The sequence below is a fragment of the Sphaerisporangium sp. NBC_01403 genome (genome assembly GCF_045040145.1).
Taxonomy (GTDB): Bacteria; Actinomycetota; Actinomycetes; order Streptosporangiales; family Streptosporangiaceae; genus Sphaerisporangium; species Sphaerisporangium viridialbum.
In genome coordinates, this window is record NZ_CP109534.1 from 1,913,260 (window position 1) to 1,936,240 (window position 22,981).

Annotated in this window: 20 protein-coding genes; 17 read left to right on the plus strand and 3 right to left on the minus strand. The window is 70.1% G+C overall.

The annotated features are described in order from the left end of the window. Positions 1-4: 4 nt before the first annotated feature. The 6 genes from ruvB (at position 5) to OG589_RS08290 (ending at position 7,841) form a co-directional block, all read left to right on the plus strand. The gene (gene ruvB / locus OG589_RS08265) at positions 5-1,066 is read left to right on the plus strand and encodes a Holliday junction branch migration DNA helicase RuvB (protein ID WP_405147610.1); all 1,062 of its coding nucleotides are present in this window, start codon (positions 5-7) and stop codon (positions 1,064-1,066) included. 485 nt (positions 1,067-1,551) lie between these two features. Continuing rightward, positions 1,552-1,905 (plus strand): preprotein translocase subunit YajC, encoded by a 354-nt coding sequence (gene yajC / locus OG589_RS08270; RefSeq protein ID WP_405147612.1) that lies wholly within the window; start codon positions 1,552-1,554, stop codon positions 1,903-1,905. Between the two features lie 81 nt (positions 1,906-1,986). Further along, positions 1,987-3,738, plus strand: a complete 1,752-nt coding sequence (gene secD, locus OG589_RS08275) for a protein translocase subunit SecD (protein ID WP_405147614.1) — start codon at positions 1,987-1,989, stop codon at positions 3,736-3,738. Further along, positions 3,738-4,823, plus strand: coding sequence for a protein translocase subunit SecF (gene secF / locus OG589_RS08280; RefSeq protein WP_405147616.1), 1,086 nt, complete (start codon positions 3,738-3,740; stop codon positions 4,821-4,823). The genes secD and secF overlap by 1 nt, the downstream gene beginning before the upstream one ends. 79 nt (positions 4,824-4,902) lie before the next feature. Continuing rightward, complete coding sequence (locus tag OG589_RS08285) at positions 4,903-5,421, plus strand: adenine phosphoribosyltransferase (RefSeq protein WP_405147618.1); 519 nt, start codon at positions 4,903-4,905, stop codon at positions 5,419-5,421. A gap of 233 nt (positions 5,422-5,654) precedes the next feature. Then, the gene (locus OG589_RS08290; protein ID WP_405147620.1) at positions 5,655-7,841 is read left to right on the plus strand and encodes a RelA/SpoT family protein; all 2,187 of its coding nucleotides are present in this window, start codon (positions 5,655-5,657) and stop codon (positions 7,839-7,841) included. A gap of 189 nt (positions 7,842-8,030) precedes the next feature. On the opposite strand, the gene OG589_RS08295 is transcribed toward OG589_RS08290, so the two are convergent. Together OG589_RS08295 and OG589_RS08300 are read right to left on the minus strand one after the other, a co-directional pair. Further along, positions 8,031-9,260, minus strand: a complete 1,230-nt coding sequence (locus tag OG589_RS08295) for a DUF349 domain-containing protein (protein ID WP_405147622.1) — start codon at positions 9,258-9,260, stop codon at positions 8,031-8,033. A 59-nt stretch (positions 9,261-9,319) separates the two neighbouring features. Then, entirely contained in the window at positions 9,320-10,129 is an 810-nt protein-coding gene (locus tag OG589_RS08300) for a peptidylprolyl isomerase (protein ID WP_405147624.1), read from the minus strand. 249 nt (positions 10,130-10,378) lie between these two features. Between OG589_RS08300 and OG589_RS08305 the strand changes: the two genes are divergently transcribed. Genes OG589_RS08305 through aspS form a run of 3 tightly spaced genes read left to right on the plus strand, consistent with a single transcriptional unit; the run spans position 10,379 to position 14,096 of the window. Further along, entirely contained in the window at positions 10,379-11,062 is a 684-nt protein-coding gene (locus OG589_RS08305; protein WP_405147625.1) for an MBL fold metallo-hydrolase, read from the plus strand. Then, complete coding sequence (hisS, locus tag OG589_RS08310) at positions 11,062-12,321, plus strand: histidine--tRNA ligase (protein WP_405147626.1); 1,260 nt, start codon at positions 11,062-11,064, stop codon at positions 12,319-12,321. The genes OG589_RS08305 and hisS overlap by 1 nt, the downstream gene beginning before the upstream one ends. Continuing rightward, positions 12,318-14,096 (plus strand): aspartate--tRNA ligase, encoded by a 1,779-nt coding sequence (gene aspS, locus OG589_RS08315; RefSeq protein ID WP_405147627.1) that lies wholly within the window; start codon positions 12,318-12,320, stop codon positions 14,094-14,096. Before hisS ends, aspS begins: the two co-directional genes overlap by 4 nt. An 87-nt stretch (positions 14,097-14,183) precedes the next feature. Here the strand turns inward: aspS and OG589_RS08320 are convergent, their stop codons facing one another. Then, the gene (locus OG589_RS08320) at positions 14,184-15,113 is read right to left on the minus strand and encodes a peptidylprolyl isomerase (protein WP_405147628.1); all 930 of its coding nucleotides are present in this window, start codon (positions 15,111-15,113) and stop codon (positions 14,184-14,186) included. A 305-nt stretch (positions 15,114-15,418) separates the two neighbouring features. On the opposite strand from OG589_RS08320, the gene OG589_RS08325 reads away from it, so the two are divergent. The 8 genes from OG589_RS08325 to mltG all read left to right on the plus strand — a co-directional run bounded on the left by OG589_RS08325 (position 15,419) and on the right by mltG (position 22,959). Then, on the plus strand, positions 15,419-15,874 hold the full coding sequence (locus OG589_RS08325; RefSeq protein ID WP_405147630.1) for a DUF2231 domain-containing protein: 456 nt from the start codon (positions 15,419-15,421) through the stop codon (positions 15,872-15,874). 52 nt (positions 15,875-15,926) lie between these two features. Next, a complete protein-coding gene (locus tag OG589_RS08330) occupies positions 15,927-16,436 on the plus strand; it encodes a hypothetical protein (RefSeq protein WP_405147631.1) in 510 nt (169 codons plus the stop codon). A gap of 9 nt (positions 16,437-16,445) precedes the next feature. Next, positions 16,446-17,762, plus strand: coding sequence for a replication-associated recombination protein A (locus tag OG589_RS08335; RefSeq protein WP_405147633.1), 1,317 nt, complete (start codon positions 16,446-16,448; stop codon positions 17,760-17,762). Positions 17,763-17,952: 190 nt separating this feature from the next. Beyond that, a complete protein-coding gene (locus OG589_RS08340) occupies positions 17,953-18,345 on the plus strand; it encodes a DUF948 domain-containing protein (protein WP_405147635.1) in 393 nt (130 codons plus the stop codon). Further along, positions 18,342-18,593: a hypothetical protein gene (locus tag OG589_RS08345; protein WP_405147637.1), complete on the plus strand. Its 252-nt coding sequence runs from the start codon at positions 18,342-18,344 to the stop codon at positions 18,591-18,593. The genes OG589_RS08340 and OG589_RS08345 overlap by 4 nt, the downstream gene beginning before the upstream one ends. A gap of 1 nt (position 18,594) precedes the next feature. Further along, positions 18,595-21,267, plus strand: a complete 2,673-nt coding sequence (gene alaS, locus OG589_RS08350; protein ID WP_405147639.1) for an alanine--tRNA ligase — start codon at positions 18,595-18,597, stop codon at positions 21,265-21,267. 43 nt (positions 21,268-21,310) lie between these two features. Beyond that, positions 21,311-21,808: a Holliday junction resolvase RuvX gene (gene ruvX / locus OG589_RS08355; RefSeq protein ID WP_405147640.1), complete on the plus strand. Its 498-nt coding sequence runs from the start codon at positions 21,311-21,313 to the stop codon at positions 21,806-21,808. After that, positions 21,805-22,959, plus strand: a complete 1,155-nt coding sequence (mltG, locus tag OG589_RS08360; RefSeq protein WP_405147642.1) for an endolytic transglycosylase MltG — start codon at positions 21,805-21,807, stop codon at positions 22,957-22,959. Before ruvX ends, mltG begins: the two co-directional genes overlap by 4 nt. The last annotated feature ends 22 nt before the right edge of the window (positions 22,960-22,981 follow it).

Here is a 22,981-nt window from a genome sequence, read left to right on the forward strand (position 1 = left end):
ACGTATGAGCCTGGAGAGAGATCTTGTGTCGCCGGACGCCGAGGGCGACGAGCAGGCCATCGAGTCGGCGCTGCGTCCCAAGCGGCTGGGCGAGTTCATCGGCCAGGGGCGGGTGCGCGAGCAGCTGTCCCTGGTGCTCGAAAGCGCACTGCGCCGCAACCGGCCGCCCGACCACGTGCTGATGAACGGCTCCCCGGGGCTCGGTAAGACCACGCTCGCCATGATCATCGCGGCGGAGCTCGGCATGCCGCTCAGGCTGACCTCCGGGCCCGCGCTCGAACGGGCGGGCGACCTCGCGGCGATCCTCTCGACGCTGTCGGAGGGCGAGGTGCTGTTCATCGATGAGATCCACCGCATGGCACGCCCGGCCGAGGAGATGCTCTACCTCGCCATGGAGGACTTCCGGGTCGACATCGTGGTCGGCAAGGGGCCGGGTGCCACCGCCATCCCGCTGGAGATCGCCCCGTTCACGCTGGTGGGGGCCACCACCCGCGCGGGCCTGCTGCCCGCGCCGCTGCGCGACAGGTTCGGCTTCGTCGCCCATCTGGACTTCTACGACGTCGACGAGCTGGAGCAGGTGCTGCGCCGTTCGGCGCGGCTGCTGTCCCTCGACCTTCCCGAGGAGGGCGCCCACGAGATCGCGCGGCGGTCCCGCGGCACGCCCCGCATCGCGAACCGCCTGCTCAGGCGGGTCCGCGACTTCTCCGAGGTCCGCACAGACGGCCTGATCACCAGGGACATCGCCTCGGCCGCGCTCAACCTCTACGAGGTCGACGCCGAAGGGCTCGACCGGCTCGACCGGGCCGTCCTCGGCGCCCTGCTGCGCAAGTTCGGGGGCGGTCCCGTCGGGCTGTCCACGCTGGCCGTGGCCGTGGGGGAGGAGCCCGAGACCGTCGAGGTCGTCGCCGAGCCCTTCCTAGTACGGCAGGGCCTGCTCGCCCGCACCCCTCGGGGGCGGGTCGCCACGGCGTCCGCCTGGGCCCACCTCGGCCTCACGCCTCCGCCGGACGCCTTCGGCGCGATGGCACACCCGATGCTCTTCGACGATCCGGGCGCGGCGACCTGACGATCACTTGAGGGGCCTCGTGAAGCCGGAACTTCGCGACAATTCGGTCTCGGTGCTCGGCGACCGATACGTGGCCCCGGCCGGGCGTCGCCGCGATCTCCGTGGTCCTTCCTGACTGGCGGACTTTACAGCGATCTCCGGTGGCCCCTTCGCCCCGCGCTCGCCGTCCCCGCTGGTCCGGGCCGTGCGCCCCGGTGTGCTCCCTGCTCCGGCGGCGCTCGCGTGAACTGTCCGCCGACGCCGGGTGAAAGTTTCAAGCCTGCTGTATCGGCTGGTCACAGATCGGTGACAACGGGAACTTTCCAGCGTGCCGGAGCGTGGGTTCGTTGCCGGGGTTTGACAAGCTCGCCTAAACTCCGTGGCTTGGCTGGCTGTGTACGCTGACATGATCAGAGTGTGGCCGTGCCGATCGTCGCCAGACATCCGGCGCCAGGCCGGTCAGTTCTTAACCGGAAGGAAGCCCCGTGCAGGGCCTTGGATCGTTCGTGCCACTGATCTTGCTGGTCGTGGTCTTTTACTTCCTGCTCATCCGCCCGCAGCGCAAGCGGCAGCAGGAGCAGGCGCAGATGCAGAGCAGCCTCACGCCGGGCACCAGTGTCATGACCACCACCGGTCTGTTCGCCACCGTCTCCGCAATCCAGGACGACGACGTGATCCTGGAGATCGCACCCGGCGTCGAGACCCGGTGGACCAAGGCCGCCATCGGCCGCGTGCTGACGCCGGTGGAGGAGGAGACGGTGGACAATGGAGAAGGCGTCCGGGACACCGTCACCGACGAGACGGTGATCGACACCCCTGAGCACAGGGGCGACGAGGGCTCGACTAACCAGAAGTCCTGAGTAGGCTCACCGCAAACCCCTTGACGAAAGAACTGACCACCAGTGGCCCCATCGACCAGCAGCCAGAGTAGGCCAGGACGCGTGCTCCTGGCGCTCCTGGCACTCATCCTCGCCATGGGCGCGACGATGCTTCTTCAGAAGGCATTCGTCCCGAAGTTCGCACTCGATCTCGCCGGCGGGACCACGGTGACACTGTCACCGGTCACGCAGAGCGGCGCGGCTCCCTCCCAGGAGAGCCTCGACCTGGCCGTCAACATCATCCGCGAGCGGGTGAACGGCACCGGCCTCGCCGACGCCGACGTCGCCAAGTCGGGTGACAACATCGTCATCTCCGTGGGCGGCGCGGGCACCGACGAGGTCGTCAAGACCGTCGGCACCACAGCCGAGCTGCGCTTCCGTCAAGTGCTCGCGGTGGCCGCGGCCAACGCCGTGCCCGGCAAGCTGCCGACCGCGCCCGCGACGCCGGCGCCGTCCGGCAGCGGAAGCCCGGAGCCCACGGGCAAGGCTTCCTCGAAGCCGACCTCCTCGACCCAGCCGTCGTCGACCGCGAACCCCGCGCCGAGCGGCACGCCCGCCGGCCGGGCGCTGTCCTCGGCGCTGACCGCCCCGACGCCCGCGCCTTCGGGCGACAAGGCGAAGCCGAGCGCCAAGGCGACCCCCGAGCCGAGCTCCTCGGCGGCCTCCGGCGAGCCGAGCGCCCAGCCGAGCGCCCCCGCCGCCGAGGACCCGCTGGCCGGTGCCGACCTCACCGGCGTCGACCCCGCCGTGGCCGAGCAGTTCAAGACCCTCGACTGCACCAAGAAGGACCGCGGCCAGGGCGTCCAGGACGACCCCGAGAAGCAGATCGTCGCCTGCAGCGACGACGGCGCCGCCAAGTACGTGCTGGAGAAGGCCGCGGTGAAGGGCACCGAGGTCTCCGGCGCCACCTCCGGCGTCGACTCCACCACCGGCGAGTGGATCGTCTCGGTCAACTTCAAGAGCAAGGGCGCCAGCCAGTTCGCGCAGGTCACCGGGCAGATCACCAGCGCCCCGCAGCCGCGCAACCAGCTCGCCATGGTGCTCGACGGCGTGGTCATCTCCGCTCCGGTCATCGAGGAGCCCATCCCCGGCGGCCAGGCCCGCATTTCCGGCAGCTTCACGCAGAAGACCTCCACCGACCTGGCCAACCAGCTCAAGTACGGCGCGCTGCCGCTGAAGTTCCAGCAGAGCTCGATCGAGGAGGTCTCCTCCACGCTCGGCGCCGACCAGCTCCAGGGCGGCCTGCTGGCGGGCGGCATCGGCCTCATCCTGGTCGTGGTCTACTCCCTGCTGTACTACCGGGGTCTCGGGCTGGTCGCGGTGGCGAGCCTCACGGTGGCGACGATCCTGACCTACCAGGCGGTGGTCCTGCTGGGCCACAACGCCAACTTCCGCCTGTCGCTGCCGCACATCATCGGCCTGATCGTCTCGATCGGCATCACCGCCGACTCCTTCATCGTCTACTTCGAACGCATACGTGACGAGATGAAGGAAGGCAGGCGCTCGCTCCGGGTGGCCGTCGAGGTGGCCTGGGTCCGCGCCCGGCGCACGATCCTGATCGCCGACGCGGTCATGTTCATCGCCGCTCTGGTGCTCTACTTCCTGGCCGTCGGCGGCGTGGCCGGATTCGCCTTCGCCATGGGGCTCACCACCCTGATCGACATCATGGTGGTCTTCCTGTTCACCAAGCCGTTCGTCGCGATGCTGGCCAAGCTGCCGTTCTTCGCCAAGGGCCACAAGCTGTCGGGCCTGGACGCCGAGCGCATGAGCCGCGAGCCGTCCGACGCCCGCACGACCGTTACGCAGGAGGGCTGATGTCGCGCATCGGCGTGATCGGGCGCCGTCTGTACCGCGGCGAGGTCGACATCGACTTCGTCGGGCGCTACAGGCTCTGGTCCAGCCTGTCCGGGGTGCTTCTGCTGATCTCCATTGTCGGTCTGGTCTTCCAGGGCCTGAACCTCGGCGTGGAGTTCAAGGGTGGCTCGGTCTTCAGCTTCGCCAAGCCGCCGTCGTCCTCCATCCAGGACGTGCGGTCCACGGTCGAGGACGCGGGCGTCCACCAGGTCATCGTCCAGGAGGCCGGTCCCCGCTGGCGGGTGACCACCGAGAGCCTTCCGGTCAGCGAGGTCAGCCGGGTCCAGAACGTCATCTCCGACAAGTACGACATTCCGGGCAACCAGGTCAGCAAGCAGATCATCGGCGCCACGTGGGGCGGTGAGGTCCTCAACAAGGCCATCATCGGCCTTATCGTGTTCATGATCGCGATCATCCTCTACCTCACGCTGGCCTTCGAGTGGAAGATGGCGCTGGCCGCGGTGGTCGCGCTCATCCACGACCTGGTCATCACCGCGGGCGTCTACGCCTGGTCGGGGTTCGAGGTGACCCCGGCGACCATGCTGGGCTTCCTCACGATCCTCGGTTACTCGCTGTACGACGCGGTGGTCGTGTTCGACATGATCAAGGAGGTCACCGCCAAGCTCGGCACGACCTCCAAGATGACGTACACGCAGGCGGCCAACAACGCGCTGAACCACACGCTGATCCGGTCGCTGAACACCTCGCTGGTCGCGATCCTGCCGGTGGCGGCGATCCTGTTCATCGGCACCACGCTGTTCGGCGCGGGCACACTGAAGGACCTGTCGCTGGCCCTGTTCGTCGGCATGATCGTCGGCACGTACTCCTCGCTGTGCGTGGCGACCCCGCTGCTCGTGCTCCTCAAGGAGCGCGAGCCGAAGTACCTGGCGATCGCCAAGCGCCTCTCCACCACCAAGGGCGGCTCGGCCGTCAAGGACGCCGTCCCCTCCGGCAAGGGCAAGGAGCCGGCGGCCGCCGCCAGCTCCCCGGGCTCGGCGGGCTCGGCGAACGGCGCGGTGGCCGGAAGCAAGCGTAAGAAGCGATAGACAGCACCTCCCGCGACGCCCCCGTGATCTCACTGGTATCACGGGGGCGCTTCGCGTGCCGCCTGGAAGGGACCCCCGCATGACCGACCTGACCACGACGATCCTCAGCAGGATCAGGGACGTGCCCGGCTATCCCCAGCCCGGTGTCGTCTTCAAGGACATCACGCCGCTGCTCGGCGACCACGCCGCGTTCTCCGCCGTGGTGGACGCGCTCGCCGACGAACTGGACGTCGACAAGGTCGTCGGCATCGAGGCCCGGGGCTTCATCCTGGCCGCTCCGGTCGCCTGCAAGGCGGGCGCTGGATTTGTGCCTGTCCGTAAAAAGGGCAAACTCCCTGCCGAGACGCTCGAAGCGTCCTACGATCTGGAGTACGGCTCCGCTGTCATCGAGGTGCACCGCGACGCGTTCGCCCCTGGCGACCGCGTGCTCATCGTCGACGACGTGCTCGCGACGGGCGGCACCGCCCGGGCGACGGTGGAGCTGGTCAGCCGTGCAGGCGCCGAGGTCGTGGGCGTTTCAGTGCTGATGGAGCTCGCCTTCCTCAAGGGCCGTGACCGTCTGGGCGACGTCGACGTACGCGCGCTGGTGGTCGTCTGATCCTCTCCCGCGAGGTCGGTGCCCCCAGCGTGGATACACTGGAGAATCTGGACTCGACGTGAGGAGTCTGAGTGCCCCGTGATGTGGCCTTGCCCGAAGTGACCGACACCCCTGAGCCGGTTTCCGCGCCCGCGGACGATACGGGTTTAGCCATGTCCGCAGGCACGGACGAGAAACCGGCGCCTGCCGTACGCCGCAGGCTTTCCCGGTTCGGGGGGCAATGGGGTGGCGCGATGAATCCGGTTCTGGAACCTCTGTTCAAGACGGTCCGGGCCACGCACCCCAAGGCCGACCTGCGCCTGATCGAGCGTGCCTACGACGTCGCCGCCTACCACCACCGCGACCAGAAGCGGAAGTCCGGTGATCCGTACATCACCCATCCGCTCGCGGTCGCGACGATCCTCGCCGAGCTCGGCACCGACGACGAGACCTTGTGCGCCGCGCTCCTCCACGACACCGTGGAGGACACCGCGTACGGCCTCGACGAGCTGAGCGCCGACTTCGGCGAGAACATCGCGCTGCTCGTCGACGGCGTGACCAAGCTCGACAAGGTCAAGTTCGGCGACGCGGCCCAGGCCGAGACCGTGCGCAAGATGGTCGTGGCGATGTCCCGCGACATCCGGGTGCTGGTCATCAAGCTCGCCGACCGCCTCCACAACATGCGCACCCTGCGCTACCTCCCGAGGCACAAGCAGGAGCAGAAGGCCCGCGAGACGCTCGAGATCTTCGCGCCGCTGGCCCACAGGCTCGGGATGAACACCATCAAGTGGGAGCTGGAGGACCTCGCGTTCGGGATGCTCTATCCCAAGCGCTACGACGAGATCGCCCGCATGGTGTCCGAGCGGGCCCCGCGCCGCGACCTGTTCCTGCAGGAGGTCATCGAGAAGGTCTCCGCCGACCTGCGCGAGGCCAAGATCCGCGCGACGGTCAAGGGCAGGCCCAAGCACTACTACTCGATCTACCAGAAGATGATCGCGCGCGAGGTGGCGTTCGACGACATCTACGACCTGGTGGGCATCCGCGTGCTGGTCGACACGGTGCGCGACTGCTACGCCGCGCTCGGAACGATCCACGCGCGATGGAACCCCGTGCCCGGCCGGTTCAAAGACTACATCGCGATGCCCAAGTTCAACATGTACCAGTCGCTGCACACGACGGTCATCGGGCCAGAGGGCAAGCCGGTGGAGCTGCAGATCCGCACGCGCGCGATGCACCATCGCGCCGAGTACGGCGTGGCGGCCCACTGGAAGTACAAGGAGGAGATGGGCATCTCCGGGCCGGCGGGGGCCCGCATGAAGTCCGCCGGCGACATGGCCTGGCTCCGCCAGCTCCTCGACTGGCAGAAGGAGACCGCCGACCCCGGCGAGTTCCTCGAGTCGCTGCGGTTCGACCTGTCGGTGTCGGAGGTGTTCGTCTTCACACCGCGCGGCCAGGTGATCGCGCTGCCCGAGGGCGCCACGCCGGTCGACTTCGCGTACGCCGTGCACACCGAGGTCGGGCACCGGTGCATCGGCGCCCGGGTGAACGGGCGCCTGGTGCCGCTGGAGTCGCGGCTGAGCAACGGCGACGCGGTCGAGATCTTCACCTCCAAGTCGCCCGACGCCGGCCCCTCCCGCGACTGGCTGAAGTTCGTCAAGAGCGGCCGGGCGCGCAACAAGATCCGCCAGTGGTTCTCCAAGGAGCGCCGCGAGACGGCGATCGAGGCCGGCAAGGAGGCCATCGGCAGGGCCATGCGCAAGCAGGGGCTCCCGCTGCAGCGCCTGATGTCCGGAGAGAGCCTCCTGGCCCTCGCCAGGGACCTGCGCTACCCGGACGTCTCCGCGCTGTACGCGGCCGTCGGAGAGGGTCACACGGCCGCCCAGGCGGTCGTGCAGAAGCTCGTGCAGTCGCTCGGCGGGGTCGAGGGCGCCGAGGAGGACATCGCCGAGGCCGCCGTGCCCACCAAGCTGCGGGGGCGGCCGCGCACCGGCACCAACGCCGGCGTCATCGTGGCGGGCGACTCCGACGTCTGGGTTCGGCTCTCACGCTGCTGCACCCCGGTGCCGGGAGACGACATCGTGGGCTTCGTGACCCGGGGTCACGGGGTGTCGGTGCACCGCCTCAACTGCCCGAACATCGAGCAGCTGAGGGCCGAGCCCGACCGCCTGGTCGAGGTCAGCTGGTCGCCCAGCGACGACTCGGTGTTCCTGGTGGCCATCCAGGTGGAGGCGCTCGACCGGCCGCGCCTGCTGTCGGACGTCACCCGCATGCTGTCCGACCAGCACGTGAACATCCTGTCCGCCTCGGTCACCACGTCCCGCGACCGCACGGCGGTCAGCAAGTTCACCTTCGAGATGGGCGATCCCAAGCATCTGGGCCACGTGCTGAAGGCGGTGCGCAACATCCAGGGCGTCTACGACGTCTACCGCGTCACCAACTGATCGTTCCCGGCCGTGGGCGCGCACGCGCGCGGCCGGGAAGATCGGGCTCGACCGCCCGCCTTCCCAGCACGCACTACCGGGAATGGCCGGGCTCCTCCGCCCGCCCGTCCGCCTTTCCCGCGCGCACTGCCGGGAATGGCCGAGCCCGTCCGCCGTCCCCGCACGGCGGAACCGGGAGCGCCCGCGACGTCAGGAGAACTCCGCGAGGGTGCGCTCAGCCTCCTCCAGCCACGAGCGGCGGGCGGCGATGGCCTCCTCGGCCTCCTTGACGTCCTTGTCCTTGCCGGCGGCCGTGGCCTTGGCCAGGCGGCTCTCCAGCTGCTCGATCGACCTGCGCAGCTGGTCGACGGTGTTCTGCGCCCGCGCGCGGGCCTCGGGGTTCGACCGCTTCCACTCGGCCTCCTCGGCCTTGCGCACGGCCTCGTCGATGCGCCGCAGGCCGCCCTCCAGCTTGTCCCTCGCCTCGCGCGGCACCGCCCCGACCGACTCCCAGCGCTCAAGGATGCCGCGCAGGGCCGCCCGCGCGGCGCGGGCGTCGGTCACCGGCAGGATGCGCTCGGCGTCGGCGAGGATCTGCTCCTTGGCCTCGGCGTTCTCGCGCAGCGAGGCGTCGCGTTCGGCGAACACCGCGGAGCGGGCCTGGAAGAACTGGTCCTGGGCCCCCTTGAAGCGGGTCCACAGGTCGTCCTCGGCCTCGCGGGAGGCCCGGCCCGCGGTCTTCCAGCGCTGCATGAGCTCGCGGTAGGCCGACGCCGTCTCGCCCCAGTCGGTCGATCTCGACAGCGCCTCGGCCTCGCTGACGATGCGCTCCTTGATGCTGCGCACCGACTCGCGCTGCTCGTCCAGCCCGGCGAAGTAGGACTTTCGCCGCTTGGCGAAGGCCGTGCGGGCGGCGGAGAGCCGCTTCCACAGGGCCGCCTCGGTCACGCGGTCGATGCGCTCGGCGGCCTTCCACTCCTCGACGAGCTGGCGCAGCCGTTCGCCTCCGGACTTCCAGTGGGTGGTGTCCTCGGCGATGCGCTCGGCCTCGGCGACGATGCGTTCCTTGATCTCCCGCGACTGGGCGCGTGCCTGGTCGCGGGCGGCCTTCACCTCCTCACGGCGCTTGCCGACCAGGTCGGTGAGGGCCGCGAGGCGGCCCTCCAGCGCCGCGAGGTCCCCGACGGCGTGCGCCTCGGTGATGGACTCGCGCAGCTTGACGATCGTCGCCTCGGCCTGGGCGGGTGGCAGGTCGGTGCCACGGACCCGCTGTTCCAGCAGTTCCACCTGCGTGGCCAGCTCGTCGTACTTCCTGTGGAAGTAGGCGAGGGCCTCTTCCGGTTCACCGGCCTGCCAGGACCCGACGGCCCGTTCTCCCTCAGCCGTACGAACGTAGACGGTGCCGTCGTCGTCTACCCGGCCCCACGGGTCGGTGCTCACCGTGTCCTCCCGCACTCGAATCAGCCTCCAGGACGCTATGCGTCCTTGGTTGTATTACGTCAGCTCTTGCCAGAGATTGTCACGTGTTTGATTTCGACCGGGTCCTTGGGAGCACCCGAGCCGTCGCCCATCCCCCCGGGCAGGACGCCCTTCTTGCTCACATCGTCGAGGATTTTGAGCCCCTTTGTGACGGTACCGAACGGGGTGTAGTTCGGGGGGAGTTGGAGGTCACCGAAGATGATGAAGAATTGGCTTCCGTTGGTGTTGGCCCCGCTGTTGGCCATGGCGACCACCCCGCGGGTGTACTTCGCGCCGTCGAGGTTCTCGTCGGCGAAGCGGTAGCCGGGGCCGCCCTGGCCGTCGGTGGGGTTCTTGCCGTCCGCCTTGGCCAGCGGGTCGCCGCACTGCAGCATGGGGAAGCTCGCGGGCCCCATGCGGTGGCACTTCGACCCGTCGAAGTACTTCTTCGAGGCGAGGTAGGCGAACGAGCTCACCGTGCAGGGAGCCTTGTCGGCGGCCAGGCTCACGACGATGTCGCCGTGGTTGGTCCCGATCGTCATCGTCTTCGCGGACTTGTCGGCCTTCGCCGGGGGCAGGCCCACGTCCTTCGCCGGCGCGCCGCTGCTGTCGGCGACGAAGTCGCACGTGCCGGCCGCCGCGTCGTACGGCTTGGGCTGGGGCCCTGCGGACGGGGGCGCCGACGACGCCGCGGGCGGGGTCGATGCCGTAGCCGCCGCTGTCTTGGAGTCTCCGCCGCTCATGACCGCGACGGCCGTGAAGATGCCGCCCACCACGACTAGCACACCCAGGCTGGTGCCCAAGATCGCCATGCGCTTCGTGCGGACCTGCCGCTCGGCGCGCCGCTGCATCTGCCGTTCGTAATGCTCTCGTGCCAGCTGCTTTTGACGGTCCTTGCCGGTCGCCACCGCTGTGCCCTCCCGACTGTCCGAGTTGATCCTGTTTGGTCGCCTCGCTGGACGACCGCCACCTTTATGGAGTGGGCGAATCGTATCGGCCAACCGGCAATGGTTCGCAGCCCGGCGACCCGCACCGGTACCCTTCGGTTACATTCCCATCCGCTTTCCTTGACGAGATCGATCACACCGAGGACCGTTTCCGTGCTCATCGACGGCTTTCCCGCAGGCTCCTTCCAGGCCAACTGCTACGTCGTCGCTCCCGCCGCGGGCGAGGAGTGCGTGATCGTCGACCCAGGTCAGGACGCTGTCGCGGGCCTGGACGACATGCTGCGCGAGCACCGGCTGAAGCCGGTCGCCGTGCTGCTCACGCACGGTCATCTCGATCACGTGTGGTCGGTCGCGCCGGTCTGCGGAGCGCGCGACGTGCCGGCGTGGATCCACCCCGAGGACCGCGAGTTGCTGACCGACCCCGGCAAGGGCCTGTCGCTCCTGGCGCGCCAGCAGCTCTTCGGCGGGCTCACCTTCACCGAGCCCGACGACGTGCGCGAGCTGTCCGACGGGGCGGTGCTCCAGATCGCGGGCATGGCCATCACCGTCGACCACGCTCCCGGCCATACCAGGGGGTCGGTGACGTTCAGGCTTCCCGAGGAGCGTGTGATGTTCTCGGGAGACCTGCTGTTCGCCGGCTCCATCGGCCGCAGCGATCTTCCGGGCGGTGACTACCAGACCATCCTGCGCAGCCTGGGCGGCGTCTGCCTGACGCTGCCGGACGACACGACGGTGCTGCCCGGTCACGGACCACACACGACGATCGGCCGCGAACGAGCCACGAACCCGTATCTTGCTGAGGCAGTGCCGTTCGCAGGTCCAACCAGGGGACTGTAATGAGCTTTCAGGCGCCCAAGGGCGTACCCGAATATTTCCCACCGCGCTCCGCGATCTTCCTCGCGGTCCGCGAGGCGTTCTCCACCGCGGCGGCGAACGCCGGCTACTCCTATATCGAGGTTCCCGTCTTCGAGGACACCGAGCTGTTCGCCCGGGGCGTCGGCGAGTCGACCGACGTCGTGACCAAGGAGATGTACACCTTCGCCGACAGGGGCGGCCGCTCGATCACGCTGCGGCCCGAGTTCACCGCCGGGGTGATGCGCTCGACGCTGGAGCACGGCCTGCACAACGGCCAGCTCCCGGTGAAGCTCTGGACCACCGGCCCGGCGTTCCGCTACGAGCGCCCGCAGGCGGGCCGCTACCGCCAGCTCCAGCAGTTCAACGTGGAGGCCATCGGCACCGAGGACCCCGCGGTCGACGCCGAGACCATCGCGGTCGCCTGGTCGGGCTACCAGGCACTGGGGCTGACGCGGGTGCGGCTGCTGCTGAACACCCTCGGATGCAAGCAGTGCCGCCCCGCCTACCGCGCCGCCCTCCAGGACTTCCTGCGCGGGCTCGACCTCGACGAGGCCACCAGGGCGCGCATCGAGATCAACCCCCTGCGGGTGCTCGACGACAAGCGCCCCGAGGTGCAGGCCCAGGTCGAGAACGCCCCGCTGATCACCGACCACCTGTGCGCGTCCTGCAAGGCCCACCACGACCGGGTCCGCTCGCTGCTCGAGGACCTCGGCGTGCCCTGGGAGGACACCCCCCGGCTCGTGCGCGGCCTCGACTACTACACTCGCACCACCTACGAGTTCGACCACCCGCTGCTCGGCGCCCAGTCGGGCATCGGCGGAGGCGGTCGCTACGACGGGCTGTCGGAGGACATCGGCGGCCCGCCGCTGCCCGGCATCGGGTTCGCCGTGGGCGTCGACCGCATCATCCTCGCCGTCGAGGCCGAGGACCTCGCGCGCGAGGCGCCCCCCCGCGTCGCCGTGTACGGCGTGCCGCTCGGCGAGGAGGCCGCCAGGCGCGTGTTCAGGCTCGTCCACGAGCTGCGCGCGGCCGGTGTGGCGGCCGACATGGCCTTCGACGGCAAGGGGCTCAAGGGCGCCATGAAGGGCGCCGACCGTTCCGGGGCCACGTACGCGGTGATCCTCGGCGAGCGGGACATCGCCGCGGGCGCCGCCCAGGTGAAGGACTTGGCAAGCGGCGAGCAGACCGCCGTGCCACTCGCCGAGATCGTCACGACGCTGAAGGAGAAACTGAACAAATGATCCGCACGCACACCGCCGGATCGCTGCGCAAGGAGCACGCCGGCCAGCAGGTGACGCTGGCCGGGTGGGTGGCACGACGCCGTGACCACGGCGGCGTGGTCTTCATCGACCTGCGCGACGCGTCCGGTTCCGCGCAGGTGGTCTTCCGGGAGGAGGACCACGCGCACGACCTCCGCTCGGAGTACTGCGTCAGGATCGCAGGAGAGGTCCGCACCCGCCCCGAGGGCAACGAGAACACCGACCTGCCGACGGGCGAGATCGAGGTCGTCGCCTCGGAGGTCGAGGTGCTGAGCGAGTCCGCGCCGCTGCCGTTCCCGATCGAGGGCGGCGGGGGGGTCTCCGAGGAGGCGCGGCTGAAGTACCGCTACCTCGACATGCGCCGGCAGCAGGTCGCCCAGGCCCTGCGGGTCCGCTCGACCGCCACCTACCTCGCCCACGAGGTCATGCACGAGCAGGGCTTCGTGTACGTCGAGACGCCCGACCTCACCCGGTCGACCCCCGAGGGCGCCCGCGACTTCCTGGTGCCCGTGCGGCTGCAGCCCGGCAGCTGGTACGCGCTGCCGCAGTCGCCGCAGCTGTTCAAGCAGCTCCTCATGGTGGGCGGGCTGGAGCGCTACTATCAGCTGGCGCGCTGCTTCCGCGACGAGGACCTCCGCGCCGACCGGCAGCCGGAGTTCACCCAGATCGACGTCGAGATGTCGTTCGTCGACGAGGACGACGTGATCGCGCTCGGCGAGGCGCTGATCGGCCGCATCTGGAAGGAGACGGTGGGGTACGAGGTGCCCACGCCGCTTCCCCGGCTGAGCTACCGCGAGGCGATGGACCGCTTCGGCTCCGACAAGCCCGACCTGCGCTTCGGCTGCGAGCTGACCGAGATGACCGGCTACTTCGCCGACACCACGTTCCGCGTCTTCCAGGCGCCGTACGTCGGGGCGGTCGTCATGCCGGGCGGGGCCTCCCAGACCCGCAAGGAGCTGGACGCCTGGCAGGACTGGGCCAAGTCCCGCGGCGCCCGCGGCCTCGCGTACGTCCTGGTCCTTCCGGGGGGCGAGCTGGGCGGCCCGGTCGCCAAGAACCTCTCGGAGAAGGAGCGCGCCGGGCTCGCCGCCGAGGCCGGCGCCTCCGAGGGTGACGCGATCTTCTTCGCCGCCGGGGCGCCGTCGGCCTCGCGCGACCTGCTCGGCGCCGCCCGCCTGGAGATCGGCCGCCGCTGCGGGCTGATCGACGAGTCCCAGTGGAGCTTCCTCTGGGTGGTCGACGCGCCGATGTTCGAGCCGGTGCTCGACGAGGTGGGCCGCCAGACCGGCTGGACGGCCGTGCACCACCCGTTCACCGGCCCGAAGCCCGAATGGGCCGACAACTTCCAGGATCACCCTGGAGAGGCACTGGCGTACGCCTACGACATGGTCTGCAACGGCATGGAGATCGGCGGCGGCTCGATCCGTATCCACCGCGCCGAGATGCAGCAGCGGGTCTTCGAGGTGCTCGGCATCTCCAAGGAGGAGGCCGAGAGCAAGTTCGGGTTCCTGCTGGAGGCGTTCAAGTACGGCCCGCCGCCGCACGGAGGCATCGCCTATGGCTGGGACCGCATCTGCATGCTGCTGGCGGGCGGCGAGTCGATCCGTGACGTGATCGCCTTCCCGAAGACCGCCTCCGGCTTCGACCCGCTGACGGCCGCCCCCACGCCGATCACGCCCGAGCAGCGCAAGGAGGCCGGCGTCGACGCGAGCCGCGCTCCCAAGGCCGCCGCGGTGTCGAGGACGGCAGACGCCTGACGGCCTCGGGCCCACACGGTTCCCGGTTCATGAGCGGAGCCCCGGCGCGATGTGCGCCGGGGCTCCGCTCATGAAAGGGGCTGACCGCTAGCGGGAGATCTTCATGTCCTTGATGATCACCGGCAGCTTCGGGGCGTTGGAGCCCTCACCGCGGACATCGGCCATCGGGTCGCCGTTGAACGGGATGATGCCGCCCTTGGCGATCTTGTCGATGATGTCCATGCCCTTGACCACCACGCCGAACGGGGTGAAGGCGGCGCCCTGGGCCGACAGCTGGGTGTTCTCGTCGGAGAACGAGATCCAGAACTGGCTGCCGTTGGAGTTGGCGTCCTCCGAGGACTGCGACATGGCGACCGTGCCCCTTCCGAGGCCGATCCCCCCGAGGTTCTCGTCGTCGAAGAGGTACCCCGGGCCGCCCGTGCCGTCGTCCTTGCTCTTGCCGTCGCCCTTGGCCAGCGGGTCGCCGCACTGCAGCATCCCGAGGCCCGTGGTCTCCGGCGTCGCCAGGCGGTGGCAGTGGGTGTTGTCGAAGAAGTTCTTCTTCGCGAGGAACTCGAAGGAGTTCACCGTGCACGGCGCCGCCGCGGTGGCGAGCTCGATGACGATCGTGCCCTGGTTGGTGGCGATCGTCATGGTCTTCGCCTTCATGTCCGGCTTTGACGGCGGGATGCCCACCTTCTTGGCCGGGCTCCCGCTGTCGTCCTTCCGGTAAGAGCAGGTCGCGGCGGCAGGCGCGGCCGTCGAGCTGGGCAGCGCCGCCGGAGCGGAGGCCCCGGCCGAGGCGGAGACGGAGGCCGAGGGGGTCGAGGCGGCGGCCGCGCCGGTCTTGGCGTCGTCCTTGCCGCCCATGAGCGTGGTCGCGGCGATGATCCCGCCCACCACGACCACGACTCCCACCCCGGCGCCGATGATCGTGTTCCGCTTGGACGTGCCGCCGCCGCCGGTGTTCTTGTCCCGCTGTTCCTGCCGCTCGCGGTGCTCCCGTGCCAGCTGGGTCTGGCGATCCACGTCGGTCACGGTATGCCTTCCATTTGCCGATAGATGACTTTATGTGCTCGGGAATCGTACCGGCCTTTACGTTGAGCCTGTATAAAACGCCCAGTTCGCACGGTGGCGAAGATCGTCCTTTGCCTCCCCGAGGGCATGCTTGCGGCGAGGAATGTTGTCTTGGGGAATTCTTACGGTGGCTTGACGCCGTCACGGACATCATCGAGTCATGCGGGCGAAGGGGGTCGCCCGCGTGATCTTCCGAGCGGCCCGGAGAACCATGGGGCCGCCGGATCCGTATAGGGGACGACGAGCCACTTCACAGGAGCCAAGACATGTTCGACGAGATCCTCGGCCTGCCCGCCCATCCCCTGATCATCCACACCGCCGTCATCTTCATCCCCCTGCTGGCTCTCGGCTCTGTGGTGTACGGGCTGGCCCCGCGCGTGCGCCCGTCCCTGTCGTGGCCGGTGGTCCTGCTGGCACTCGCGGCCCCGGCGTCCGCGTTCGCCGCCAAGGAGAGCGGCGAGGCGTTCAAGCAGGGCAGGTTCGCCGGCGCCGAGGGGGCGCTCGGGCAGCGGATCAACGATCACGAGAGCTACGCCGACCCCCTGCTCCTGAGCGTCATCGGCCTCGGCGTCGCCACGCTCCTGCTGGTCTACTCCTCCCGCAAGCTCGGCAAGGTGACGACCGGGGTGCTGTCGGCGGTCACCGTGGTGCTCGCCCTGGTCGCCGGGTACTACGTCCTCATGGCCGGCCACACGGGGGCGACCGCGGTCTGGGCGAGCTAGCCCCGCGCCCGGGGCCGTGGAACCTCGGCGGCCCTGGCGCGGTAGTACCGGCATGAAACGCACAACGATCGTGATGGCGTGCCTGGTGACGGCGGCGTGCACCACACCCACCGGTGGAACGGAGAGCCCGGCTCCCGCCCTGCCCGCGACGCCGGGGAGCGGCACCGTGGAGGCCCAGGGCGGGTGCGGCGACACCCCGGTCCAGGCGGGCGGCCCGCCCGCCTGGGCGGCCGAGAACGCCCCGGGCACCCGGTTCGTCCTCGGCCGTGAGGGCAACGCGCTCGGCTACCTGTTCGCCGACCCGCTGCGCGCGGGCAAGGCCACCAACCCCTCCAACAAGATCCTCTGGTACGTGCGGCTCCCGCGCGACTCCCAGGAACTGCGCGTCGCCGCCCATCCGAGGGGCGCCGAGCGGCCCGTCGTGCGCGCCACCTTCCCCGACGGGTCGGGCCCCGGCGAGATCTATCCCAGCGCGACCGACGTGCCCGAGCCCGGCTGCTGGACCTTCGAGCTCACCTGGGGCGCCCACCACGACACCGTCGACCTGCTCTATCGGCGGTAGTGTCAACGCGTGGAGAGTTTGTTCGACTCGGCGGCGGAGGAAGCCCACAGGAGCCAGGAGCCGCTCGCCGTGCGCATGCGGCCCCGCACCCTCGACGAGGTCGTCGGCCAGCGTCACCTGCTCGGCCAGGGCACGCCCCTGCGCCGGCTGGTCGAGAGCGAGGCCCCCATGTCGCTGTTCCTGTGGGGCCCTCCGGGCACGGGCAAGACCACGCTCGCCTACGTCGTCGCGGGCGTGACCAAGCGGCGGTTCGTCGAGGTCTCGGCGGTCTCCGCGGGCGTCAAGGAGGTCCGCGCCGCCGTCGACCAGGCCAAGCGCGAGCTGGGCATGACCGGGCGGCAGACCGTCCTGTTCGTCGACGAGGTCCACCGCTTCAACAAGGCCCAGCAGGACGCACTGCTGCCCGCCGTTGAGAACCGCTGGGTGACCTTCATCGGGGCCACCACGGAGAACCCCTACTTCTCGGTGATCTCACCGCTGCTGTCGCGGTCGCTGCTGCTCACGCTGGAGTCGCTCTCCGAGGCCGACGTCCGCTCCGTCCTCGACCGCGCGATCGGCGACCCACGCGGCCTGGACGGCCGGGTGCGGCTCGCGCCCGAGGCGATGGACCACCTGGTCCGCCTGGCCGGGGGAGACGCCCGCCGCTCGCTGACCTACCTGGAGGCCGCGGCGCTGCTGGTCCCCGACGGCGAGGTCAGCGTCGAGACCGTCGAGAAGGCCGTCGACAAGGCCGCGGTGCGCTACGACAGGCAGGGCGACCAGCACTACGACGTCATCAGCGCGTTCATCAAGAGCATGCGCGGCTCGGACGTGGACGCCGCGCTGCACTACCTCGCCCGCATGATCGAGGCGGGGGAGGACCCCCGGTTCCTCGCCCGCCGCATCATGATCTTCGCCTCCGAGGACGTCGGCATGGCCGACCCGACCTGCCTGCAGGTCGCGGTGGCCGCCGCCCAGGCCGTGCAGATGATCGGCCTGCCCGAGGGCCGTCTCAACCTCGCCCAGGCGGTCATCCACTGCGCCCTGGCCCCGAAGTCCAACGCCGTCATCAAGGCCATCGGCGCCGCGTCGGAGGACGTGCGGCGCGGCCTGATCGGGCAGGTGCCCGGCCACCTGCGCGACGCCCACTACCCGGGCGCGGCCAAGCTCGGCCACGGCAAGGGCTACCAGTACCCCCACGACTTCGAGCACGGCCTGGTCAGGCAGGACTACGCGCCCGAGGAGGTCCGCGGGCGCCGCTACTACGAGCCCACCCGCCACGGCGGCGAGGCGCACTTCGCCGACCGGTGGGCCAAGATCCGCGAGTTCCTGCGCGGCCGCCCGTGACCGCGGCCCGTCCGTCCCCCGGGTCCGCCCGTGACCGCCGCTCGTCCACAGGCCGGCCCGTGACCGCCGCCCGTCCACAGGCGTGGCGTGCTGAGCGACGGCACCCGGCCCGGGCGCGATAGGGTCTCTGCATTCCACCGCCCCAGCCGGGCCGCACATCCGTAGGTCACCTACGAGGGGACGCATCGACATGCTTACCGCCGGAGAGGTCGCCGGCCTCGTCGTCGCAATGTTCTGGGCGATACTGGTCTGCTTTCTTGCAGTGGTGCTGGTGAGGCTGGCCCGGCTTCTCACCGAGACCACCAAGATGGTCGCCGACCTGAGCGAGCGGATCGTCCCGCTGCTCGACGAGGTCAGCGTCACGGTCGCGGAGACCAACCGCCAACTGGTCACCGTCGAGGCCATCGCGGGCAACATGAAGGAGGTCAGCGGCCACATGATGAAGGTCACCGGCGTCGCCTCCACGCTGTTCGCCAAGCCGCTGATCAAGGCCTCGTCGTTCCTCCACGGCCTGCGCGGCGCCGCCGCCAGGCGCCGTGGGCTCCCCTCGGGCTCCTCGGGCGACAGGCGGAGGCGGCCGTGATCCGGCGGCTCTTCTACATGGCCCTGGGCGCGTACATCGCGGTCTGGGTGATGCGTAAGCTGCAAGCGTTGAAGCCCGACCACGTCGCTCGCCGCGCCGCCGACCGGGCCGCGGGCCTGGCGGCCGAGGCGCGCCTGTTCGCCGGCGAGGTCAGGCGCCTGTCCGCGGGCAGGGAAACCGAGTTGCGCGAGCGGTTCGGGTTCGAGAGTGTCAGAGAAATCCACCACGACGTAAAGGACGGCCGCTGAGATGGAGTCGGCAGAGATCGCCCGCCGCTTCCTGCGCTTCTTCGAGGAGCGCGGACACACCGTCGTCCCCTCGGCCAGCCTTGTCGCCGAGGATCCGACGCTGCTGCTGGTCAACGCGGGCATGGTGCCCTTCAAGCCCTACTTCCTCGGCCAGAAGAAGCCGCCCTACCCCCGCGCGGCCAGCGCCCAGAAGGTCATGCGCACCCTCGACATCGACGAGGTCGGCAAGACCACGCGGCACGCCAGCTTCTTCCAGATGCTCGGCAACTTCTCCTTCGGCGACTACTTCAAGGAGCAGGCCCTTCCTTACGCGTGGGAGCTGCTCACCAGGCCCGAGTCCGAGGGCGGCTTCGGGTTCCCCGAGGAGCGCCTCTGGGTCACCGTCTACCACGACGACGACGAGGCCCACGACATCTGGCACAACAAGGTCGGCATCCCGGTCGAGCGCATCCAGCGCCGCGGGCTCGCCGACAACTACTGGCACATGGGCGTGCCGGGCCCGGGCGGCCCCTGCTCCGAGATCTACTACGACCGCGGCCCCGAGTACGGCAGGGAAGGCGGCCCGGTAGCCGACGAGAACCGCTACCTGGAGGTCTGGAACAACGTCTTCATGCAGTTCCAGCTCAGCGCGGTGCGCAGCAAGATCGACTTCGACATCTCGGGCGAGCTGCCCGCCAAGAGCGTCGACACCGGCATGGGCCTCGAGCGCATGGCGGCGATCCTGCAGGGCGTCGACAACATCTACGAGATCGACACCACCTACAAGATCCTCGACAGGGCGGCCGAGCTCACCAAGTCCCGCTACGGCAGGAACAACCGCGCCGACGTCTCGCTGCGGGTCGTCGCCGACCACCTGCGCGCCGGCGTCATGCTGGTGGGCGACGGCGTGCTGCCCTCCAACGAGGGCCGGGGCTACGTGCTGCGCCGCATGCTGCGCCGCGCGATCCGCAACCTGCGCCTCCTCGGCGCGGGCGAGGAGCGCTACATGCACGAGCTGGCCGCCACCACCATCGAGGCGATGGGCGACCAGTATCCCGACCTCCGGGCCGACGCCGCCCACATCCACACGGTGATCGACGCCGAGGAGCTCTCCTTCCTCGGCACCCTGCGCACCGGCACCGCGATCTTCGACGCGGCCGTGGAGGAGACCAAGCGCAAGGGCGTCCCGACCCTCGCGGGCAACCAGGCGTTCCAGCTCCACGACACCTACGGCTTCCCGATCGACCTTACGCTCGAGATGGCGGCCGAGCAGGGCCTTCAGGTCGACGAGGACGGCTTCCGCCGCCTGATGAACGAGCAGCGCGACCGCGCCAAGGCCGACTCGGCGGCGAAGAAGACCGGCAACGCCGACATCTCGGTCCTCGGCGAGATGCTCGACCGGGCAGGCAAGGTCGACTTCCTCGGCTACGACAACACCGTCGCTGAGGCGAACGTCATCGGCGTGCTCGTCGACGGGGCCTCGGTCCAGGCGGCGGGCGCGGGCACCACGGTCGAGGTCGTCCTCGACCGCACCCCGTTCTACGCCGAGGGCGGCGGCCAGCTCTCCGACCAGGGCGTCATCCGCACGGGCGGCGCCCAGGTCGACATCGTCGACGTCCAGTCCCCGTTCGCGGGCCTGGTGGTGCACCGAGGCAAGGTCCGCGACGGCGAGCTGCGCGTGGGCGACCAGGCGCAGGCCGAGATCGACATCGAGCGCCGCCGCGCCATCTCGCGCAGCCACACCGCGACCCACCTGGTCCACCGGGGCTTCCGCAACGCGCTCGGCGAGAGCGCGGCCCAGGCCGGCTCCGAGAACTCCCCTGGCCGCTTCCGCTTCGACTTCACCGCGGCCGGAGCCGTTCCGCCGACCGTCCTGCGCGACGTCGAGGACGAGGTCAACGCCATCCTGATCAACGACCTCAAGGTCAACGCCTACCACACCTCCCTCAGCGAGGCCCGCTCGATGGGCGCCCTGGCGCTCTTCGGGGAGAAGTACGGCGACGAGGTCCGCATCGTCGAGGTCGGCGACTACTCCCGCGAGCTGTGCGGCGGCACCCACGTCGCCAGCTCGGGCCAGCTCGGCCTGGTCAAGGTGCTCGGCGAGGCGTCGATCGGCGCGGGCGTGCGCCGCGTCGAGGCCCTGGTCGGCATCGACGCCTTCCGCTTCCTCGCCCGCGAGAGCGTGCTGGTCGCCCAGATCAGCGAGCAGCTCAAGGCGCGCCGCGAGGAGCTGCCCGAGCGCGTCGAGGGCATCGTCACCCGCCTGCGCACGGCGGAGCGCGAGCTTGAGAGGCTCCGCTCGGCCCAGGTGCTCGCGGCCGCCGGCGAGCTCGCCGCCTCCGCCCGTGACATCGACGGCGTGTCGGTCGTCACGCACCGCGCGCCTGACGGCACTTCGCCCGATGACCTGCGTAAACTCGCTCTCGACGTGCGCGGCCGGTTCCCCGGTGACCGCGCTGCGATGATCGTGATCGCCGGTGTGCCCGCAGACCGTCCGGTCGTGGTCGCCGCTGTGAACGATGCGGGGCGCACCCGGGGTCTCAAGGCCGGGCGACTGGTCGGCGTCGCCGCCAAGGCACTTGGGGGTGGCGGTGGCGGTAAGGATGATGTCGCGCAGGGTGGTGGAGCCCGTCCTGAGGCGATCGGAGACGCGCTCGGCGCCGTCGAGCACGCGATCCGGGAGACGCTGTCCTGATCGTGCGACTCTGGCGCGCGCGCTTCCACGCCCGGAGGGTGCGGTGAGGCGCGGGGTCCGGCTCGGCGTCGACGTCGGCTCGGTCCGCATCGGCGTGGCCCGCAGCGACCCTTCGGGGTTGCTGGCCACGCCGGTGGAGACCGTGCGGCGCGGCCGGGGCGACCTCGACCGCATCGCCGAGATCGCCGGCGAGTGCGAGGCGATCGAGATCGTCGTCGGCCTCCCCACCTCGCTGTCGGGCCGCGAGAGCCACGCGGCGGCGGCCGCGCGGCAGTTCGCCGTGCGGCTCGCCGCACGGCTCGCGCCCACGCCCGTCCGCCTGTACGACGAGCGGCTGACCACCGTGACCGCGCAGCAGGGCCTGCGGGCCAGCGGCGTCAAGGCGAAGAACCAGCGGGCGGTGGTCGACCAGGCGGCGGCCGTGGTGCTGCTGCAGGCCGCCCTGGACGCCGAGCGGGCCGGCGGCGCCCCGCCGGGCAGACCCGTCGAGCCACCGGGGCAGCGCCCCGGTGGGGAATCGAGCGCCGGGCCCTCGGCGTGAACCGGCCCGCCGGTCCCGGCGAGGGCGGCGGCGACGAATCCGAAGACCTGATCTCCTTCAGCGACGAGCGCGTGCCCGAAGGCGCCGACGAGCGCCGGGCACGAGCCGGGCGCGGTAGACGAGCCCTGATGCTGCTGGTCGGCGGGGGCAGCGCCGTGCTGGTCGCCGCGGGCCTCGCCGGTGCGTTCGCGCTGTTCGGGCCGCTGATGAGGCCCGACGACTTCGACGGCAAGGGCTCTGATCCCGTAGTGGTCGAGATCGTCCCCGGCGCCAGCGCCGGGCAGGTCGCCGACGCCCTCGTACGGGCGGAGGTGGTGGCGAGCGCCCGTTCCTTCGTCAACGTGGTGGAGGAACGCGGCAAGTCGGGCAGCCTCCGGCCCGGCCGCTATGCCCTGCGCAAGCACATGTCCGCGGCCTCGGCGCTCGACCTTCTCATGGCGCCGCAGTCCAAGATCCGCAAGCGGGTGACGATTCCCGAGGGGCTGCGCGCGGCCGAGGCGATGGCCCGCCTGGCGAAGGGATCGGGGCTGCCCGAGGCCGAGCTGGCCAAGGTGGCCGCCAAGCCGGCCGAACTGGCGCTGCCGGGGTACGCCAAGGAGACCGTCGAGGGCTTCCTGTTCCCCGCCACCTACGACATCGAGCCGGCCACGACACCGCGCGATCTGCTGCGGTCGATGGTCCGCAGGTTCAGGCACGCGGCGGCCCACGTGGACCTGGAGGCGGGGGCCGCGGAGCACCGCCTGTCCCCGCGTGACGTGGTGGTCGTCGCGAGCATCGTGCAGGCCGAGGGCGGCAGGGACAGCGATTATCCGATGATCGCCAGAGTCATCTACAATCGCCTCGCGTCCGGAGCCAAGCTGGAGATGGACAGCACGGTGATGTACGGCCTGGGCAAGCACGGCATCGTGGCCTCACACGCCGAGATCAAGCGCGACACCCCCTACAACACTTACATGCACCCCGGGCTGCCGCCCGGTCCGATCAGCAATCCCGGCGAGTCCGCGCTCCGTGCGGCGCTTCGTCCGGCTAAGGGTGATTGGTACTGGTTTGTCACGATCGACCCACAGCGTAGAATCACGAAATTCACTAACAAAGAGAGTGAGTTCGTGAAACTGCGAGAAGAGCTGAACAAACGTCTCGGGCAGCACTGATGCCCGGCGGAACTGCCATCGC

Bases quoted from the DNA above. Each gene is read 5' to 3' on its own strand.
- ruvB (WP_405147610.1), top strand. From the start codon at position 5: ATGAGCCTGGAGAGAGATCTTGTGTCGCCGGACGCCGAGGGCGACGAG.
- secF (WP_405147616.1), top strand. From the start codon at position 3,738: ATGTCGCGCATCGGCGTGATCGGGCGCCGTCTGTACCGCGGCGAGGTC.
- OG589_RS08285 (WP_405147618.1), top strand. From the start codon at position 4,903: ATGACCGACCTGACCACGACGATCCTCAGCAGGATCAGGGACGTGCCC.
- OG589_RS08290 (WP_405147620.1), top strand. From the start codon at position 5,655: ATGAATCCGGTTCTGGAACCTCTGTTCAAGACGGTCCGGGCCACGCAC.
- OG589_RS08300 (WP_405147624.1), bottom strand. From the start codon at position 10,129: ATGCAGCGGCGCGCCGAGCGGCAGGTCCGCACGAAGCGCATGGCGATC.
- hisS (WP_405147626.1), top strand. From the start codon at position 11,062: ATGAGCTTTCAGGCGCCCAAGGGCGTACCCGAATATTTCCCACCGCGC.
- aspS (WP_405147627.1), top strand. From the start codon at position 12,318: ATGATCCGCACGCACACCGCCGGATCGCTGCGCAAGGAGCACGCCGGC.
- OG589_RS08325 (WP_405147630.1), top strand. From the start codon at position 15,419: ATGTTCGACGAGATCCTCGGCCTGCCCGCCCATCCCCTGATCATCCAC.
- OG589_RS08330 (WP_405147631.1), top strand. From the start codon at position 15,927: ATGAAACGCACAACGATCGTGATGGCGTGCCTGGTGACGGCGGCGTGC.
- OG589_RS08340 (WP_405147635.1), top strand. From the start codon at position 17,953: ATGCTTACCGCCGGAGAGGTCGCCGGCCTCGTCGTCGCAATGTTCTGG.
- alaS (WP_405147639.1), top strand. From the start codon at position 18,595: ATGGAGTCGGCAGAGATCGCCCGCCGCTTCCTGCGCTTCTTCGAGGAG.